The sequence below is a fragment of the Phycisphaeraceae bacterium genome (assembly GCA_020851465.1).
Lineage (GTDB): Bacteria > Planctomycetota > Phycisphaerae > Phycisphaerales > Phycisphaeraceae > JADZCR01.
Map to the genome: position 1 here is coordinate 182,982 of JADZCR010000003.1, position 18,402 is coordinate 201,383.

The window sequence follows — 18,402 nt, forward strand, 5'->3', positions numbered from 1 at the left end:
ACGAGAAGTGGGCAAGCGGCGCGCCATTTCCATCGTCAGGATCAACGAGGGAAACTCACACCACACCGCTCCATGCGACCACGGAGTGACAAGCAAATCGGGCTGCCGGGTTTTCAATGCCCCGCCCCCACAACCGCGAGCGACACATAGCGTTCTTTTTTAACTCGCTTTTCAAAGTCACCCCAGAATTTATTGAGGATCGTGCGTACCGCCCAGTTCGCCCCGTCCGCCAGACCGCAGATCGTCGTGCCCGGCATCGCACCCATCGAGCCGGCGATCTCCAACAGCAGATCGAGGTCTTTGGTGGTGCCGTCGCCCTGCTCGATGCGGGTGAGCATCTTGAACATCCAGTTGGTCCCTTCGCGGCAGGGCGTGCATTGACCGCAAGACTCGTGCGCGAAGAATCGCGAGATGTTCCGCGCGACAGCCACCATGTCGGTGTCCTCATCCATCACGATGACGCCCGCAGTCCCCAGCCCCAGACATGCGTATTTCTTACCGATGTCGAAATCGAGTTCAGCGTGATACTGATCGGTGCTGAGCACACCCATGGAAATACCTCCGGGGATGGCAGCCTTGAACTTCTTGCCGCCCCGCATCCCTCCGCCGTATTTCTCGATCAGCTCAGACATTTTCAGGCCGAGGTTTTCCTCATAGACGCCGGGCGTATTCACGTGACCTGAGATTCCGAAAAGTTTCGGACCAAACGATGCGGGCACCGTGACCGGGACGCCTTCAGCGCGGCCTTTACCCATGGTTTTGAACCAGTCCGCGCCTTTGTCGAGGATCGGTCCGACCATCGCAAGCGTTTCGACGTTGTTGATGATCGTCGGCCGGCCGAACGCCCCCGCCACCGCGGGAAACGGCGGCTTGATGCGAGGCCAGCCGCGCTTGCCCTCCAGCGACTCAAGCAGGCCCGTTTCCTCACCGCAGATATACGCTCCCGCACCGCGATGCACAAAGCATTCGGGGTCACTGCCATTGATCTGCTTGAGCACGGAACCCGCTCCGAAGATGCGATTCGCGTAGGCTTCGCGGACAGCGTTTTCGAGAACACGCGCCTGATGGTGATATTCGCCGCGAATGTAGATGTAAGCCGTGTCGAGTCTGCATGCGTGCATGCAGATGGCGATGCCTTCGAGAACCTGATGCGGATCGAAGTCGAGCAGCAACCGATCCTTGAACGTGCCAGGCTCGGACTCATCCGCATTGACGGTCAGGAACCGCCGTTTGCCGTCTTCCGGGGGAAGAAAGCTCCACTTGAGACCCGCGGGGAAGCCCGCGCCGCCGCGCCCGCGCAACTCGCTGCCCTTGACGATGTCGATGACAGCCTTGGGTTCCATCGCCAGGGCTTTATGCAACCCGGCATACCCGCCCGTGTTGACGAACTGCTCATACGAAACCGTCCGACGGTCACGGATATTTCCCGCCGGTGGCGTGGGGATGCGTTTAAGTAGGACTGGTTCGGCAAGGGGCATGGTCAGTTTTCCGATCTTCCGAGTTTCCAACGTCGCGGCAAGTCGATCATGGATCATCCGTGGTCCGCGACTTGCGAACTTCAACTTCCTCGATCACGGTTCGACGCAGCGTTGTAGTCTCGTCAAGCTTTTTTTCTTCCACGGTTTTTTTGACCGTCGTCTGCGTATCGCGGGGCCCTTCCGGATGCCGAATGTTGTGCAGCATCAGCCCCATATTGCGGCAAAATTGTTCGAACCACGTCATACACGCGGCCCTCAAAGTCCCGCACCTCATGCGGAACTCTGCCTGTTACGTCAATGAATCCAGTATCCGCTCGAAGTTCTCCGCGGTGATGTTCTCATGCAGACGGTCATTGATCAGACCGCAGGGTGCCGTACCGCACGAGCCGAGACACTCGGCGTGCATCAGCGTGAAACGACCGTCCTCAGTCGTCTCGCCAGCGTGGATTCCCAGCTTCCGCTCAATCTTCTCCATCAACTCATTGTGCCCCATCAGTTCGCACGAGATCGACTGGCAGAGCATGATGAGGTACTTGCCCTTGGGCCGGAGAAAAAACATTTCATAGAACGTAGCGGTGTCCAGCACTTCCGAGGCCTGCAAACCGAGAAAGGCCGCGACCTCCTCGATCGCCTGGTACGGCAGCCAGTTGTGTTGATCCTGCACAGCGTGCAGGACAGGCAGCGTCGCCGCCCGCCTGGTCGGGTAACGCGGGAGCAGTTCCGCTTCGAGTTTCTGCTTAAGGGCATCATCGAGGTAAGGCGTTTCCCGCCGCTCGATGGTCATGCCTCCGGAGTTTTTAACGATCCAAGCCATGAGTTACTGCGCTCCACTGTCGTCTTCACGTTTTTCGCTGCGTGCGGCCCATTGTCACGGACCCGTTCGACGAATCCGCATCGCGGCTGAAATTGGCAAACGGACAGACAGCCTTTCCTTTTAACGGTCGAGTTCCGCAGCGATGACATTCAGACTACCCAGCACTGCGACGACGTCCGCCAGCAGGTGCCCTTCCATCAGTTTGGGGAACACTGCGTAATTGATAAACGATGGCGGTCGAGTCCGCGCCCGCCACGCCCGGGGCTTACCGTCTCCGACGATGAAGTAACCCAGTTCGCCGTTGGCGGTCTCCTGCGCGGCATAGACCTCAGCGATAGGTGCCTCCCAGCCGCGATTCCACATCACGATCTCAAAGTGCTGGATCAATCCCTCGATCGAGCCGTACACCTGCGTCTTCTCGGGCAGGGAGAGCTTGGCGTCAGGAACGACATCAGCCGTTCCGGGCGGGATGCGGTCGATGAGTTGCTCGATGATCGCGATTGACTGCCGGATTTCTTCCAGGCGGACGTTGTACCGGGCGTACACATCGCCGGTGGTCATGATCGGCACCTTGAACTTCACCGCCTCGGCCCCCTGACCGTCCCAGTTGTCGGCATAGCAGAGGTAAGGCTCATCCTTGCGCACGTCGCGGCGCACACCGCTGGCGCGGGCGACCGGACCTGAAAGGGACCAAGCAATCGCATCCTGCTCGCTGATCACCCCGATGCCTTCCGTGCGGTCACGGAAAATGCGATTGCGATTGAGGAGCACCTCGATATCGGCGACGGCGGGCGGTGCCTGCTCACGGATGAACTTCTTGACCATCCGCTTGAAAACTTCGTCATCCGGCAGGTCGCGCATCAAGCCACCGACTCTGGTGTAGTCGGGATGGAACCGCTGACCGGAAATGTATTCGACGATGTCGTAGATGCGTTCGCGTTCGTTAAATCCGTAGAGGAACGCAGTGAACGCGCCCAGATCGAGTGCTGCGGCACCGACGCAGAGCAGGTGGTTCTGAATCCGGCCAAGCTCCGCGAGGATGGTGCGGATCACCTTGCATCGAGGGGTGATATCCACGCCGAAAAGTTTTTCCACTGCGCCGTGCCAGGCGATGTCATTGGCGATCGGCGAGATGTAGTCCATCCGGCTGACGATGGTGACGTATTGGTTGTAGTCGAGATGTTCACCGAGCTTTTCGAAGCCTGAATGCAGATAGCCGATGTGGGGGACAGCCCGGACGATGCGTTCGCCGTCCAGTTCCAAGACGATGCGCAGCGTCGTGTGCGTTGCCGGGTGCTGCGGGCCGAAGTTCAGCGTCCAGCGATCCCCCGCGGCACGGGCGGCGGCGTCGGCGTCGAGATACGGCGTGGTCTCGATGTCCACATCCAGCGGCTTGAGGTCGTAAGGCATGAGCAGATCCCGCGCGGGGCATCGCCCCCTGAGGTAAGCGCGGCATTGTAATGAAGCCTATGCGACGGTGCCAACGCATCACCATCGAAATTTCCATCGCAAACATTTTCCAACCGTTTCACCGCCCTATTCCTCTCGCAAATCACGACTACAAACACAACAGCTAAACTTTCCGCATGTCTGCTGCGTTCACTGATGATCTCGCGCCGCGTGCTCAGGCGATCCACCGTCTCGGAGCATCGCTGGGTTTTGCGATGATCGGCATCGCACCGGCCCGGAGCAGCCCCCATCAGGAATATCTGCGTCAATGGCTTGCGGAAGGTAAGCACGGCGAAATGAGCTACCTCGCTGCGGATGTCGAGAAGCGCGTCGATCCCGCAGTGCTGGTCCCCGGCGCAAAGTCGATCATCTGCGTCGCAGATCTTTACTCACCAACCGATGCGGGACGCGGTTCAGGGGACCAGACGACGCATAGTTCCCGCCATGAAAGCGATCCGGTGATGGCACCCCTTGGCCGCATCGCCCGTTATGCGCATGGCGATGATTACCACCGGGTAATGAAAAAACGCCTGCACGAACTGGCGGACGCACTGCGAGCACGCTGGCCGGATCATACGTTTCGAACCGCCGTGGATACCGCGCCGACGCTGGATCGTGAGCACGCCCACCGCGCGGGACTTGGCTGGATCGGCAAACACACGCTGCTCATCCACCCACGGCTCGGCTCGTTTTTTTTTCTCGGCGAGATCATCACGACGCTGCCGCTCCAGCCGTCTGATGCGCCGCCGAAAATCGTGGCGGATCACTGCGGCACCTGCACGCGCTGCATCGACGCCTGCCCGACCGGATGCATCACACCGTATAGCGTGGACGGCTCGCGCTGCGTGAGCTACCTGACTCTCGAACACCGTGGAATGATCGCGGCTGACCTGCAAGCAGCAATGGGTGACTGGATCGCAGGATGCGACATTTGCCAGGAAGTGTGTCCGTTCAATCAAGCGGAAACGAACACTGCACACGACCGTACTTCGGGGATGAATGCCCAGATTGATCCTCTCGCGCAGCAGGCCCCTCATCCTGCGTACAAACCTCGTCGAGTTTCGCTGCCGCTCCTGGATGTGTTGAACTGGTCAAGTGAGGATCGACAGCGGGCGTTTGAGCGGTCCGCACTCAAGCGGCTGAAACTCGCCCAGCTCAAACGCAATGCCTTAATCGCAGCAGGGAATCATCTCCTGAAGGGGGATGATGCTCTCTTACGGTCAAAAATCACAGCTATCGCCAATGATGAGAGCGAGTCAGACCTGCTGCGCCGCACCGCGACCCAAACGCTGGAGCGCATTCCGCGATATTAGCGCTGCTGTACCGTCTCGATTTTGATGCGGCTGGGAGCGACTGGCACTATCATGCCGACCACGCGCACCGTAAATCCGTTAGAATCCCGGCTTCATTGAGGATGCCTATGACTCCAGCCCAGATCATCGACAAGCTCACCGCTTCGCTCGGTTCAGCCATCACCAAATCCTTCCCGGAGGATAAGCACCCGCGCGTGCATGTGAACGCCGATGCGTGGCGACAGCTCGCCGAGCTGCTCAAACGCGACCCTGAGCTGAGCTTTGACTTTCTCGCGTGCATTTCAGCGGTGGACTACGTGGCGGACAACCAGTTTTGCTGCGTGTACGACCTCTACTCCATGACGCACAAGCACTGGTTCGCGGTGAAGGTGTACGTGGATCGCAATGTCGCGGTGATTCCGTCGGTGATGGACCTCTGGCCTGCCGCGGATTGGCATGAGCGCGAAGCCTACGACATGATGGGCATCACCTTCCCCGGCCACACCGATCTGCGTCGCATTCTCCTGCCTGAGGACTGGGAGGGGTATCCGCTCCGCAAGGACTACGTTTTCCCACGCGAGTACCACGGCATCCCGGGCACTTATGAGCTCGACTGGCAGCAGCAGCCGGACTACCCGGTGTAACACGCAGCGCTTGCCCGCCTGCTCGACGACCGCACGGCCAGCGACGCATCACCAGACAACCATCGCTGTTGATGATGCAACGCCTTCAAGGCGAGGTTATTCTCTGGGATTCGATTTACTCCTCTGCAAACTACATTGAGGACAGCGATGCCTTTTACCTACGAACCGACATTCCAGCTCGTACACGACGACACGCCTTACCGCCGGCTCAGCGGCGAAGGCGTCGCGGAAATCAACGTCAACGGCAAAAAGTTGCTGCAAGTTGCGCCTGAAGCGTTGCGCGTGCTGGCAAAGCAGGCGTTCATCGACATGGCTTTCTTTTTCCGTCCGGGACATCTCCAGCAGTTGCATGACGAACTGGCTGATCCAGAGGCTTCGGACAATGATCGCTTCGTCATCTACACGCAGATCCAGAACGCGATCATTTCCGCCGCCGGTCAACTGCCTTCGTGTCAGGACACGGGTACCGCGATCATCATGGGTAAAAAAGGCCGGGCGGTGCTGACTGATTTCGATGACGCCAATGCTTTGTCGGAAGGCGTCTATGACACCTACCAGCAAAAATATCTGCGCTATTCACAGCTTGCGCCGCTGGAGATGTTCAAGGAAAAAAACACCGCGACCAATCTTCCCGCGCAGATCGACATACTTGCCGACACCTCCGAAGACCACGCTGACGAATATCACTTCCTGTTCATGGCCAAGGGCGGCGGCTCAGCCAACAAGAGCTATCTCTATCAACAGACCCCGGCGGTACTCAACGAAGCTGATCTGACCGCGTTCCTCAAGACCAAGCTCAAAGATCTCGGCACGGCTGCGTGTCCGCCCTATCACCTGGCACTGGTCATCGGCGGAACCAGTGCCGAAACCAATCTCAAAACGGTGAAGCTCGCTTCCGCGCGATACCTCGACACGTTGCCCACGTCCGGTTCGGCCGGCGGACGGGCATTCCGCGATCGTGAGTGGGAAGAACGACTGCTCAAAATCGCACAGGAATCGCGCATCGGCGCACAATTCGGCGGAAAGTATTTCGCCCACGATGCACGAGTCATCCGCCTGCCCCGACATGCGGCGAGTTGTCCCATCGGCCTGGGGGTCTCATGCTCGGCTGACCGTCAGATCAAAGGCAAGATCACCCGCGACGGTGTGTTCATCGAACAGCTTGAGGTCAACCCGGCCAAATATCTTCCCGCTCATGCCCCGGAAGCTGCGCCGCCCGTGAAGATCGACCTGAATATCGGCATGGACAAGGTTCGGAAGATTCTCAGTCAGTTCCCCATCAAGACGCGCCTGAGCCTGACGGGGACAATGATCGTCGCCCGCGATGCAGCACACGCGAGAGTGAAGCAGATGCTCGACGCCGGCCAGCCAATGCCGTCGTATTTCAAGGATCATCCCGTCTATTACGCCGGTCCCGCCAAGACACCGGAAGGCATGCCGACCGGATCATTCGGGCCGACCACCGCGGGGCGCATGGACAGCTTTGTTGATCTGTTCCAGAGCCACGGCGGCAGTATGGTCATGCTCGCCAAAGGCAATCGCTCCAAGGCGGTCACCCAAGCGTGCAAAAAACATGGAGGGTTTTACCTCGGCTCGATCGGCGGGCCGGCTGCGATCCTCGCGCAGACAAACATCAAAAAGGTCGAACTGATCGACTTTGAAGAGCTGGGCATGGAAGCAATCCGAAAAATTGAAGTCGTGGACTTCCCCGCGTTCATCATCGTGGACGACAAGGGCAACGACTTCTTTGCGGAACTGATGTGACGGGCGATGCAGGATTCGGTTCAGAATTGCAGAATGATGCTGCGGCCGATCTGCGGCATCCCGTTCTTTACAGTTTCCTGATTTCACCTGCACCGGGTTTGCGCAGCAGTACGCGGTCGCCCTCGTTCAATCCGTTCGTCACTTCCGCGAAAACCTCGCTCGCCCGGCCGACCTTGACCGGCTGCTTCCGCACGCCGAGGCCGTCGGGGAGATAGCAGAACCGCTCCGATCCTTCGGAGAAAATCGCCTGCACCGGCACCGTGATGGCGTTTTCGACTTTACCAAGTTTTATCTGCCCTGAAGCACGCATCGCAGGCTTGAGTGTTTCGATGTTCGGCGGCAAATCCACACGCACCACGTATTCACGCAGGTCGGGGTTCATAAATCCGCCATCGTCCGCCGTCACGTTGATCTGGCTTACTACGCCGTTGAGCGGCTTGGGGCCCAGAGCGTCGATGGTCACGCTGACGGGTTGATCGAGTTTTACTTTACCGATGAGGGCTTCATTGACTTTGAGCGCAGCGACCATCTGTCGCGTATCGGGAAGAATCAGGATCGCCTCGCCTGTACGAACCTGCCGCCCCTGCGACATCGGCGACTGACGACGCCAAGCCGGCCCGATCGAGGTCGTATAAACCACCAGGCCGTCTTCGGGAGCCTTGATGACCGTTTTGGTGAGTTGGTCACGCCATTTCGCAAGGCGATCCTCGCGAATCTTGTAACTGCGGCTCTTGCTCTGTAAATCGGCGCGCAGCCGTTCCAAATCGCTGTCAGCTTTTCGCTTGGTTCGCTCCAACTCCGCGCGGGCCTGCTCCACATCAGAGGTGAACTGCTTTTCCTCTTTCGGACGGGTAAAGGAATCATAAACCTGTACGTTTAATTCCGCAGTGGCCAGATCGCTTTCTGCTTCGAGCAGCTTGGTGCGGTCATCGTCGCGCTCGTTTTTGCTGATGAAGTTTTCCGTGAACAACTGTTCTGACAGTGCCAGGTCATCTTTGGCGCGGTCGAGCGCGCGTTTGGCTTTTTCCAGGGCCAGCGTCAGATCGCGCTGCTGCTGCGGGTCGCTGCCCTTCTGCCATTTGGCGAAATCCAGCTCCGCCAGTGTCAACTTCAACTGTGCCGCTTTGATGTCACTGGCTGATTCATTTTCCTGGATCGCCAGTGCCTGCTCCGCGGCGACATTTTCCGCGGACGCCTTTTCCACACTCAGGAGTTCTTCCTCGATTTTCGTCTTGATCTCATCATCCGCGAACTTCACAAGCGTATCACCCGCTTTGACGCGCGTGCCTTCAGGGATGATGTCTTCGATGGTGGCCGTGCCGTCGATCTCGGATTTAACATCCACCTTCTTTTTGGCTTCGAGTTCACCGGCGGCGATCACGGTCAAATCAAAACTACGACGGGTCACTTCAAACCACGTCGGGCTGCCGCTTAGTAGAGGTGTCGCATTCGGAGCATCGGCGGATCGGGTAATTCCCATCACCAACGCCAGACCGATTACCAAGGCACCGGCTGCGAGGGCAACCCACAGCAGACGGGGTTTTCGGCGGGTAGAAACATCCATCGAGTTACGATCAATCGCAGTCATGACAAACCAAATCTTTCTATTTTCATTTTAGTCGGCACAACGACTCAATCGGGCGGATATTACGCAAACGCTTTACTTCTCTCATAGCGGCTGGACGGCCGCATTCGTAGGCAAAAACCGAATTATTTGAGCGATAAACGGATCAACCTCACCCGATCCGCTGGATGGCATCCCCTTTTCAAGGATCGATCTGTGGCACACCCGGATCAATCGCCTGTGGGTTGTCTGATTGTTGTTCCTGCACCGCAGTGGCTGTCACCACCAGTTTGCCCGGCGGCTGCCAATGTCCATCCGAGGTGATGCGCATCTGCCCGGTATCGAGCAGGTAATTGAGGATGCTCACACGCAAATCACGCAATGCCTGGTCGCGTCGATTACGCGCCTGAAGCAGGCGATCCTGGGCTTCGATGAAGTCACGCGGCCCCAGTGTCGCCAGCCGCAGCAGCACACCGCGCAATCGTCGGTCGGCCACCTCGATGTTCCGGCTCTGAAGCTCCAGCGACAGTCGCGCCTGTTCGATGGCACGAATACTCTGCCGCACATCGAGCACTACACGGTTGCTCTCAAGTGTGAAGGTCCGTGCAGCACGTTCATAATCCACCGTCGCCTGACGAACCTGGAGTTCTTCGATCCGTCGGTCCAGCGGCAGGCCGACTTCCACCCCTGCCGCGTAGGTGCTCGCGCCCGCGTCGATTTTCAGATTGGGACGACGCTTGAGCGGATCGGTGTTGCCCCGGAGATCGGCAAAAAGGTTGACATCAGGCAGCACCGTGTTTTTCGCCACATCGATGCGCCGCCGTGCGTCGTCCACACGATCGCTGAGCGTTTGCAGATCAAGCCGGTACTTGGTCGCGGATGCCACCGCCTCCTCCGGATCAATCGCCGGCTCCGGCAGCACAACTTCGGAAGGCTCAATGATCAGCGGTTGATCGGTGGGGATTCCCAGCAGGAGTTTGAAGGCATCGACCTGGGATGTGTACTGGTCGCGGACGATGATGAGATTGTTGCGGGCAAAGAGCGATTCCTGTTCGGCTCGCTGGACCTCAAAAACGGCAATCCGTCCGGCGCGGGCGAATGCCGCGGTGCGCCGCTCCAGCCAGTCAAAGTTTTCGAGCTGGCGGCGGACGTTCTGAATCTCGCTCTGCTTGCGGAGCAGATCGTAATACCGAGTCGAAATATCAACAAGGAACTCCCTGCGGAAATTCTCGAAGGCGCGACCGGCGTAAACGAGATTGCGCTCCGCCTGGATCAGGTCTTCCCGTGCCGCCTGACCTGCGCCGCGCAACAGCGGCAGATTCCCGGTCAGAAAAAGCTGCGCGGTCTGCGTGTCGTTGTTACTCGCCAGCCGTAACTGCTCGGTGAATGTCACGAGTGCACCGGCGGACACCGATCCGCCGTAAGGCAGTCGCTGCGTGACGCCGAAAGAGTTGATCAGATCCACTGCCTGTTCGTGGTCACCGCTCTCAGGCGTGCCGCGGGCCTGTGCAGTAATGGTGTCGAAAAAGCGCGGACCCCAGAGATGTCTTTCGATGAGAAGGTTGAGCGATGCGAGAAACAGCTCCTCCTTGCGATTGCGGTACTCCGGCGCGTTGGCGATGGCGTAAGACAGCGCACGCTCAAGATTGAGCGACATCGCATCCGCCGGCGCTTCGGTCGATGGCTGGGTTGCCGGCCGGGTGGACGGCCTGGTGGTGGCAGGTCTGGCGGGTAGGTCAGCGGCCAACGGATTGCGCGATTTGAGCTTTGTCCGGTATTGATCGTTGCCTCCCCGATCATCCACCACGCGATCCGGAATAGGTCGGCGGTCGTATGGTTGATCGGGACCGAGTGAGTATTCCCTCTCCTGACTCAGGAGTCGCTCGACCTCGCGGTCGATCGCGGTCTGCCGCGCGTTTTCACAGCTCGGAAGAATCAGGATGGCCGATGCAAGGAGCACAAATACGAAACGTCGCATTGAGTCATTCTAACGACGATCACAACAGGCGTTGAACTACCCGGCCCGGAGTGTGGAAATGGCAGATGCCCGCATCTCTCCGGCTCTGCACAGGCCTGCTCCCTTTTTGCGAAGCCCGCGTGGACATCCTATTTTCATGACCAAGAATCGTAAGACAACCCGGATTTTCTTTTCAATGGAGTACCCATGCCAACCGTAAGTTTTGACGGCCAGAGCTTTCAGGTTGACGGCAAGCGCATCTGGCTGGTCAGTGGAGCCATCCACTACACGCGCACTCCGCACGAGCTTTGGCGATCACGCATCCGCGCCGCGAAGCAGGCGGGACTCAACTGTATCGAGACCTACTGCTTCTGGAATGTCCATGAGCCAAAGCCCGGCGTATTTAATTTTGAGGGTGATGCAGACCTCCGCGCATTCGTAAAACTCATCGCTGAGGAAGGGATGTATTGCATTCTCCGACCGGGGCCCTACATCTGTGCGGAGTGGGACTTCGGCGGCCTGCCTGCGTGGCTGCACAAGGTCGAGGGGATCAAGCTGCGCGAAGCCAACGGCCCGTTTCTTGAAGCCTGCGCACGCTATCTCGGCGAAGTCTTTGAACAGGTCAAAGATCTTCAGCAATCATCAATGCCGGCCGGCCGTACCAGCGGCAGCGGCGGGCCGATCATCATGGTGCAGGCCGAAAATGAATGGCTTTGCCACAACCCCGCGCAGGCTGATAGTTACCTCCGCGAGATCGTGCGCTATCTGCGGGAAAGCGGCTGCGATGTGCCGATCAACGCCTGCAACAATCTGTGGCAGCGTGTGGAAGGCACGATCGACACCTGGAACGCGAATGAACATCTCGCGGCTGACCTGCGTCAACTGCGACTGATCCAGCCGACTGCGCCACGAATCGTGACGGAGTTCTGGCCGGGTTGGTTTGATGCCTGGGGCCGGGAACACCACACCCGATTCGATGCGCAATGGAATCTCTACCGGCTCGCTCAGATTCTCGCCAGCGGCGCGCAATACAACCTCTACATGTTCCACGGCGGGACGAACTTCGGCTTCTACGGTGGACGAAATCTCGGCGGCGACAGCCTGCCGGGTGGAGCGTACCTCACCGCCAGTTACGACTATGACGCCCCGCTGCGCGAAGCAGGCGGGCGAGGCGAAAAGTATTACGCAGCTAAACGTATCAGCACCTTTGCTTCCCACTTCGGTCATGTTTTTGCGAGTTTCAACGCTGAACACACTCATGCAGCGTTCGCCTTGACGGATGACGACCATTCGCTGAGTGTCGTCCATCAACAGGGTCCGCAGGGGCAGGTTGTGTTTCTGTTCAAGGGCAGGAACGAGACGCGACAAACCGTCGGAATGCTGCTGCCCAACGGCCTGACGCTGAACGTGCCTCTCGGACGTGATCGCGTGGCGTGGTTCGTTGTCGATGCGAATCTCGACGGCACATCACGCCTGACGCATACCAACCTCCGGCCGTGGGCGATCATCGAAAAGAAAATGCTCGTGCTTTTCGGGCCTGCCGGCGCGGAAGGTTTGATTTCCATCAATGAGTCTCCTCTTACGGTGAAGGTGCCTTCGGGTCACTCGCCGCTGGTTGAACGGCATGAAGACTGGACGGTCGTCGTTCTCAACGAAGAGCAGGTGGATGCCGCCTATCCGCTGCCGACCGGTCTGGTGGTCGGTGCTGCGGAGCTGGACGAAAAGAATCTTCCGTTACCGCGAGAAGGCTGGGCGTCGATGACGATGATCTCGCTGGCCGGCGACACTAAGCGGATCACACCGAAAGTCGAGAAGACCGCAGCAGCTCCGAAATTAGGCGAGTGGTCCTCCGCGTCGCTTCAACACCTGATCACCGGAGCCTCGGAAGATTTCAAACTCATCGACGGCCCCGCGAGCCTCGAATCACTGGGACAGAACTTTGGTTACGGCTGGTATCGACTTACCCGAAAGTCGGCGCAGGCGACCTCATCCGGACTCGCCCCGCACAGCGGTGACCGGCTGCATTTCTTCACTCACGGCAAACTCGATGGCGTCATCGGGGCCGGCCCCGGAGCTGAGTGGAACCCGACAAATATCAAACTCGACAAAACCACCGTAGTGCTGGCGGATAATCTCGGCAGGTACTGCTTCGGCTGGTTGCTTGGTGAAAAGAAGGGACTCTTTGGCGACATCTATGAAGTTCGCCCGATCCGCCTGGGTAAACCGCAGGTTGTTGCGTCAAGAACGCCTGATCTGTTCGCTCTGGGTGGTGTTTTCACCTTCGCCCGGCGCGGAGAGCAAAACCCTACCGATACGCTCACGTGGAAATTCAAGGCAGCGAAAAAGCCGCTGGTGCTCGATATCAACGGCCTGCCGATGCGGGTATTGGTGCTCGTCAATGACACTCCCGTGGCTGGATACGACAACGGCTGTTGCTCCGGGCGGCTGCGGCATGTGATCGCGCCTGAGGTTTTACGCAACGGACAGAACGAGCTGAAACTGGCTCTCTTTTCCAAATGGGAAAGCAAAGTCAACGTGCTGGATCACGTCACGCTCTACGATACCGCGACCAACCTCACTGATGAGGCAGAATGGGCTTTCACGCCGTGGGAGCCGCCTGCGGCGGATGACTTCGGCAAGGGGAAGAAAGGCGCATCCGGGCCGTGCTGGTATCGCACGGAGTTCCGCGTCAAGAGTGCTGTGACGCCCCTCTGGCTGGAGCCTGCGGGCTTGAGCAAGGGTCAGATATTTTTGAATGGACGAAACCTCGGACGATACTTCGTGGCCACTCAAGGAGGCCAATCCGTACCGCCTCAGGAGCGATACTATCTGCCCGAACCGTGGCTCAAAACGGACGGGGTGAATGAGTTGATGATTTTTGATGAGCACGGCCGATCACCGAGCCGTTGTCGGCTGGTGTATGACGCGATGGGGCCTTACGGAGAGTAGCCGTTGCTCCCTGACTCAGGGGAGCGATCACCGGCGAAGGAAAATATGTCCACCCAGGAACACCGCGAAAAAGCCAAAGGCCAGTCCGCTACCTGCGCAATCCTCACGATCAGCGACACACGGAACCAAGCAACCGACGAGGGCGGCAAGACGATCCGTGCTGCGCTCGAGGCATCGGGTCATGCGATCGGGGAATACGCCATCGTCAAAGACGAACCCTCTCAAATCGACACGCAACTCCGGGCATGGCTTGCCAGGACGGAAATCCATGCGATCCTCTGCACGGGTGGAACCGGCATCGCCAGACGAGATACGACCATCGAAGTGGTCGAACGACTGATCGACAAAAAACTGGACGGCTTCGGCGAGTTGTTTCGCATGCTCAGTTGGGAGCAGGTGGGCGCAGCGGCCATGCTCAGCCGGGCAATCGGCGGGCTGGCGGGTGAGACCTTGATCTTTGCGATGCCCGGATCGACCAAAGCTGTGCGGCTCGCCATGGAAAAGCTCATCGCCCCCGAACTGTCACACCTGGTCTGGGAACGCAAGCGGTAAGAGCTGCCTAAACCGCCGCTCGTGACAGCGATGGGTTGTAATTTCGCTCGCCTCATTCACAGCTTCGGGAGAGAAAAGAAAGTCTCCGCTACAATGCGATGTCTATGAATGAATCAGTCAAGCCAACCAAAACTCTCGAAACCGTCGAGCCTATCGGCAAACGGGTACTCCTGCGCAAAGATGAGGATAAAAAGCAGACAAAGTCCGGCATCCACCTGCCTGACAAGATCGAGATTCCCACGCTGACGGGCAGGATCGTCGCAGTGTCAGCCGAGATTTCACAGGACTCAAACTATCCCGTCGCCCAATACGACCGTGTGCTCTTTTCGCCCAAAGATGCCATCCCCGTCGATTTCGAGGGTGACAACCGCTTGTTCGTCGTTCCCATCGAAAACATCGTGGCTGTGTTCCGAAAGCAGAAGTAACCCATTGAATTGATTGGGGACGGTAAACACTTCGCGCTTGCAGAAGTTTTGCTGATCGCCGATACGAGATGATGCCTGCGTGCTCGATAGTCCTTAGAATCTCGCCGTGAAATCGCTTTCCATTGAACCCATCACCCGGTTTCGCGCTACGGTTCGGCCGCCGGGATCAAAGAGTCTGACCAACCGTGTGCTGCTGCTGGCTGCGCTGGCGGAAGGGGAATCGATTTTGCGCGGGCCGTTGTTGGCGGATGACTCCCGCCGCATGCTTGATGCGTTGGAGCGGCTTGGTTTTGCCCCGCAGCATGTCGAGGAGGAAGACCGCATCGTCATTCGTGGCCGAGGCGGTTCCATTCCCGCCCGAACCGCGGAATTAAACCTCGGTAACGCAGGCACAGCGTATCGCTTCCTCACCGCCGCTTGTTGTCTGGGGACCAGCCGTGACGCCACCCGACGGGAAGGTCAATACATTCTCGACGGCATCGAACGCATGAGACAGCGACCAATCGGTCAACTCGTAGATCCGCTGCGCAGCATCGGCGGCGACGTGGAATATCTCGGACAGTCCGGCTTTCCTCCGCTGCGTGTCAAAGGCTCAGCCCTGCGCAATGCGGACCTGCTCATGGCTCCGACGCTTTCGAGCCAGTACCTCTCGGCTCTCCTCCAGATTGGTCCGTATTGTGAAAACGGCCTGACGCTGCGTTTCAACGGCCCCGTGACCAGTCGGCCTTACGTAGAGATGACGCTGGCAACCATGGAGCGATTCGGCGGACAAGTCGAAGTCGATCCGAACTTCACTCGCATCCATGTCAAGCCAGGAACCTATCGCGGTACGGAGTACGACATCGAGCCTGATGCGTCGAATGCCAGCTATTTCCTCGCCGCAGCCGCCGTGATTCCCGGCAGTCGATGCACGATCGAAGGACTGGGCAAGGGAAGCGTGCAGGGTGATGTAGGGTTTGCCGACGTTCTTCAGCAGATGGGTGCGGGGATGTTGTACGGCCGAGATTTCATTACCGTCATCGGCCCGCCGGAAGGCGAGGCTCTGCGCGGTATCGACATTGATCTCAACCACATGCCTGACATGGCGCAGACACTCGCGGCGGTGGCACTGTTTGCTCGTGGTCCGACGACAATCCGAAATATCGGCAATCTCCGCGTCAAGGAAACCGACCGGCTCGCAGCTTTGCAAAATGAGCTGACCAAACTCGGTGCCTCGGTGGATGTCGAAGGAGATGATCTCTATATCGAGCCTCCCGACGGCCCGTTGAAGCCGGGGGCGATCGACACCTATAACGATCACCGCATGGCTATGAGTTTCGCCGTCGTCGGCTTGCGGTCACGCGGCGTCGTCATCAATGATCCCGCCTGCGTCGAGAAGACGTTCCCGGAGTTTTTCGAGTATCTTGACCTCTTGCGCAAACACCCCGCATGAGTTTCGGGGAGTTGTCAGCAACCGATGTCTGAAGGAAATGTCATTCCTTGTCGGACATCGTTGATCGTTGATCCGTGGCTGGCAATCAGAGCATGAACACGCACCCAACCACTCCCCTATCCGTGTACGGGGAGACGAATCGGCAACCCCTATTAACCTGACTCTCCCGCATGCGTGACCCCTTCTGGAAAAGCACCAAAGTTCTGCTGGGGTACAAGCCGCAGCTAGGCGTGGCACTGGGCGGCGCGTTGCTGTCGGCGGCGTGTTTCGGCGCGGGGCTAGGCATGGTGCTGCCGATGGTTTACTTTTTCCTCGGCGAGGGTTATTCCCTTCCGAGACTCCTCGAAAAATACGCCAACAAGCCCAACGCCATCGGCCCGTTGCGTGACGCGGCACTTGTACTGGCGCAAATCGTCCCCGACGACCGCTTCCAGGGGTTTCTGATCGTTCTCATGATCATTGGTTTGCTCACCGTGATCGGCAGTATCGGGCGATATATCCACGAGTTCAGCATCGTCACCATCGTCGGCCGCGTGTCGCTGGTATGGCGCGGCCGCATGTTCCGTCGGCTCATCCACAGCCCGACCACGGAAGTGCTCCGCACGGGGACTGCGGACCACATTTCACGGATCAACAACGACGTTTACATCCTCAGTGCGGGCTATCTCGCGCTGCTGGACAAAACGGCATCGGCGATCCTCAACGGCTTTTTCGCGATCCTCGTGGCGCTGATCCTCAACTGGCAGTTGACTCTGGTGGGGTTGGTGGTAGCTCCTCCTATCGGCATCCTGATGCGCAAGCTGGGCAAGCGCATCCGCCGTGCTTCTAAGCGGGCGATGCTCCAGCGTGCCCACATGGTCCGCGCGGTGAAGGAGGCTTTAGGCGGGCTGATGGTGGTGAAGGTGCATAGTGCGGAGGGCTATGAACGACGCAGGTTTCGCCAGGTGAATCGCGCGCTGTACAACGAGGAAATCAGGATGCGTCAGGCAAAGGCTCTCGCCGGCCCGGCTGTGGATACGCTCTCGATCATCGGCATGATTCTCGCGGCCAGCGTCGCAGCGTGGGTTGTTTTCCGGCATAACTTCGAACCGCAGGTGCTCATCACCGTGCTGGCGTTACTCGCGGCCGGCGCAGGCAGCCTCAAACCGCTTGCGGGCCTCAACAATCAACTCAACGAATCGGCTGCAGCTGCTGAGCGCATTTTCAACGTGGTCAATCTCCCGGTCGAGCCTACCGGCGTTGATGCTGATAAATCTCTACCTCTGCTGCCCCGTCACCAGCAGAGCGTCGTTTTTGAAGACATCCACTTCCGTTATCCCGGTCAGACACGTGATGCACTCAACGGTGTGAGTCTGACCATCCCCTATGGCCGGATCGTCGCCATCGTCGGGGCCAACGGTTCAGGTAAAACGACGCTGCTGAATCTTCTGCCTCGTCTCTTTGAACCCACCTCAGGGCGGATACTCATTGACGGCCAGGACATTGCCAAGACCGATCTCCGCAGCCTTCGTCAGCAGATGGCTCTGGTGACGCAGCAGACCGTGCTTTTCGAGGGCACGATCGCAGACAACATCGCCTATGGCCGCCGGTTTGAATCAAATGAGCGGATCATCTCCGCTGCTCGCACCGCTCATGCGGAGGAGTTCATTCTCAGCAAGCCGCAGGGATATCAGACCGTGCTGGGTGAAGACGGCAGCGGTTTGTCAGGCGGGCAACGACAGCGGCTAAGCATCGCCCGTGCTGCGCTGCGCGATCCGACCATTCTGATTCTCGACGAAGCCACCAGCCAGATCGACGCTGACTCAGAGGCCAAGATCAACCAGGCGATACGCAATCTGCATCGTGGACGAACTATTTTTATCATCGCCCACCGCCTCAGCACGGTCGTGGACGCGGACATGATTGTGGTCATGGCCGATGGCAAAGTTGTGGATCAGGGCCGCCACGCGGAACTCCTGCAACGATGCAGTACTTATCAGGTGATGATCCAGACGCAGTTACAACCCATCGCCACGGCGTAGATGCAGGATCGTTCACCCGCCCGGATCAGACGACCTATTGTGTACGAGTGCATGAACTCTG

General features: G+C 58.6%; 14 protein-coding genes. 8 read left to right on the forward strand and 6 right to left on the reverse strand.

All coding sequences use genetic code 11. From position 1 onward, the window contains the following. Positions 1-113 precede the first annotated feature (113 nt). The 4 genes from nuoF to IT444_04160 all read right to left on the reverse strand — a co-directional run bounded on the left by nuoF (position 114) and on the right by IT444_04160 (position 3,702). A complete protein-coding gene (gene nuoF / locus IT444_04145; protein ID MCC7191956.1) occupies positions 114-1,478 on the reverse strand; it encodes an NADH-quinone oxidoreductase subunit NuoF in 1,365 nt (454 codons plus the stop codon). A 46-nt stretch (positions 1,479-1,524) separates the two neighbouring features. Next, entirely contained in the window at positions 1,525-1,722 is a 198-nt protein-coding gene (locus IT444_04150) for a hypothetical protein (protein MCC7191957.1), read from the reverse strand. Positions 1,723-1,767: 45 nt separating this feature from the next. Further along, positions 1,768-2,292: an NADH-quinone oxidoreductase subunit NuoE gene (gene nuoE / locus IT444_04155; GenBank protein ID MCC7191958.1), complete on the reverse strand. Its 525-nt coding sequence runs from the start codon at positions 2,290-2,292 to the stop codon at positions 1,768-1,770. Positions 2,293-2,412: 120 nt separating this feature from the next. After that, on the reverse strand, positions 2,413-3,702 hold the full coding sequence (locus tag IT444_04160; GenBank protein MCC7191959.1) for an NADH-quinone oxidoreductase subunit D: 1,290 nt from the start codon (positions 3,700-3,702) through the stop codon (positions 2,413-2,415). A 176-nt stretch (positions 3,703-3,878) separates the two neighbouring features. Here IT444_04160 and queG point away from each other — a divergent pair, with 176 nt between their 5' ends. The 3 genes from queG (at position 3,879) to IT444_04175 (ending at position 7,441) form a co-directional block, all read left to right on the forward strand. After that, positions 3,879-5,054, forward strand: coding sequence for a tRNA epoxyqueuosine(34) reductase QueG (gene queG / locus IT444_04165; GenBank protein MCC7191960.1), 1,176 nt, complete (start codon positions 3,879-3,881; stop codon positions 5,052-5,054). Between the two features lie 107 nt (positions 5,055-5,161). Then, positions 5,162-5,677, forward strand: a complete 516-nt coding sequence (locus IT444_04170) for an NADH-quinone oxidoreductase subunit C (GenBank protein MCC7191961.1) — start codon at positions 5,162-5,164, stop codon at positions 5,675-5,677. Positions 5,678-5,824: 147 nt separating this feature from the next. Next, complete coding sequence (locus IT444_04175; GenBank protein ID MCC7191962.1) at positions 5,825-7,441, forward strand: fumarate hydratase C-terminal domain-containing protein; 1,617 nt, start codon at positions 5,825-5,827, stop codon at positions 7,439-7,441. A gap of 67 nt (positions 7,442-7,508) precedes the next feature. Here IT444_04175 and IT444_04180 read toward each other — a convergent pair whose 3' ends face one another. Together IT444_04180 and IT444_04185 are read right to left on the reverse strand one after the other, a co-directional pair. Continuing rightward, the gene (locus tag IT444_04180) at positions 7,509-9,029 is read right to left on the reverse strand and encodes an efflux RND transporter periplasmic adaptor subunit (GenBank protein MCC7191963.1); all 1,521 of its coding nucleotides are present in this window, start codon (positions 9,027-9,029) and stop codon (positions 7,509-7,511) included. A 178-nt stretch (positions 9,030-9,207) separates the two neighbouring features. After that, positions 9,208-10,983: a TolC family protein gene (locus IT444_04185; GenBank protein MCC7191964.1), complete on the reverse strand. Its 1,776-nt coding sequence runs from the start codon at positions 10,981-10,983 to the stop codon at positions 9,208-9,210. A 186-nt stretch (positions 10,984-11,169) separates the two neighbouring features. On the opposite strand from IT444_04185, the gene IT444_04190 reads away from it, so the two are divergent. From IT444_04190 to IT444_04210, 5 genes are all read left to right on the forward strand, one after another. Beyond that, complete coding sequence (locus tag IT444_04190) at positions 11,170-13,911, forward strand: beta-galactosidase (GenBank protein MCC7191965.1); 2,742 nt, start codon at positions 11,170-11,172, stop codon at positions 13,909-13,911. 45 nt (positions 13,912-13,956) lie between these two features. Next, positions 13,957-14,463: a molybdenum cofactor biosynthesis protein MoaB gene (locus IT444_04195; protein ID MCC7191966.1), complete on the forward strand. Its 507-nt coding sequence runs from the start codon at positions 13,957-13,959 to the stop codon at positions 14,461-14,463. 104 nt (positions 14,464-14,567) lie between these two features. Further along, the gene (locus tag IT444_04200) at positions 14,568-14,888 is read left to right on the forward strand and encodes a co-chaperone GroES (GenBank protein MCC7191967.1); all 321 of its coding nucleotides are present in this window, start codon (positions 14,568-14,570) and stop codon (positions 14,886-14,888) included. Positions 14,889-14,994: 106 nt separating this feature from the next. After that, positions 14,995-16,320: a 3-phosphoshikimate 1-carboxyvinyltransferase gene (gene aroA, locus IT444_04205; protein MCC7191968.1), complete on the forward strand. Its 1,326-nt coding sequence runs from the start codon at positions 14,995-14,997 to the stop codon at positions 16,318-16,320. Positions 16,321-16,490: 170 nt separating this feature from the next. Next, complete coding sequence (locus IT444_04210) at positions 16,491-18,341, forward strand: ABC transporter ATP-binding protein (protein MCC7191969.1); 1,851 nt, start codon at positions 16,491-16,493, stop codon at positions 18,339-18,341. Positions 18,342-18,402 lie beyond the last annotated feature (61 nt).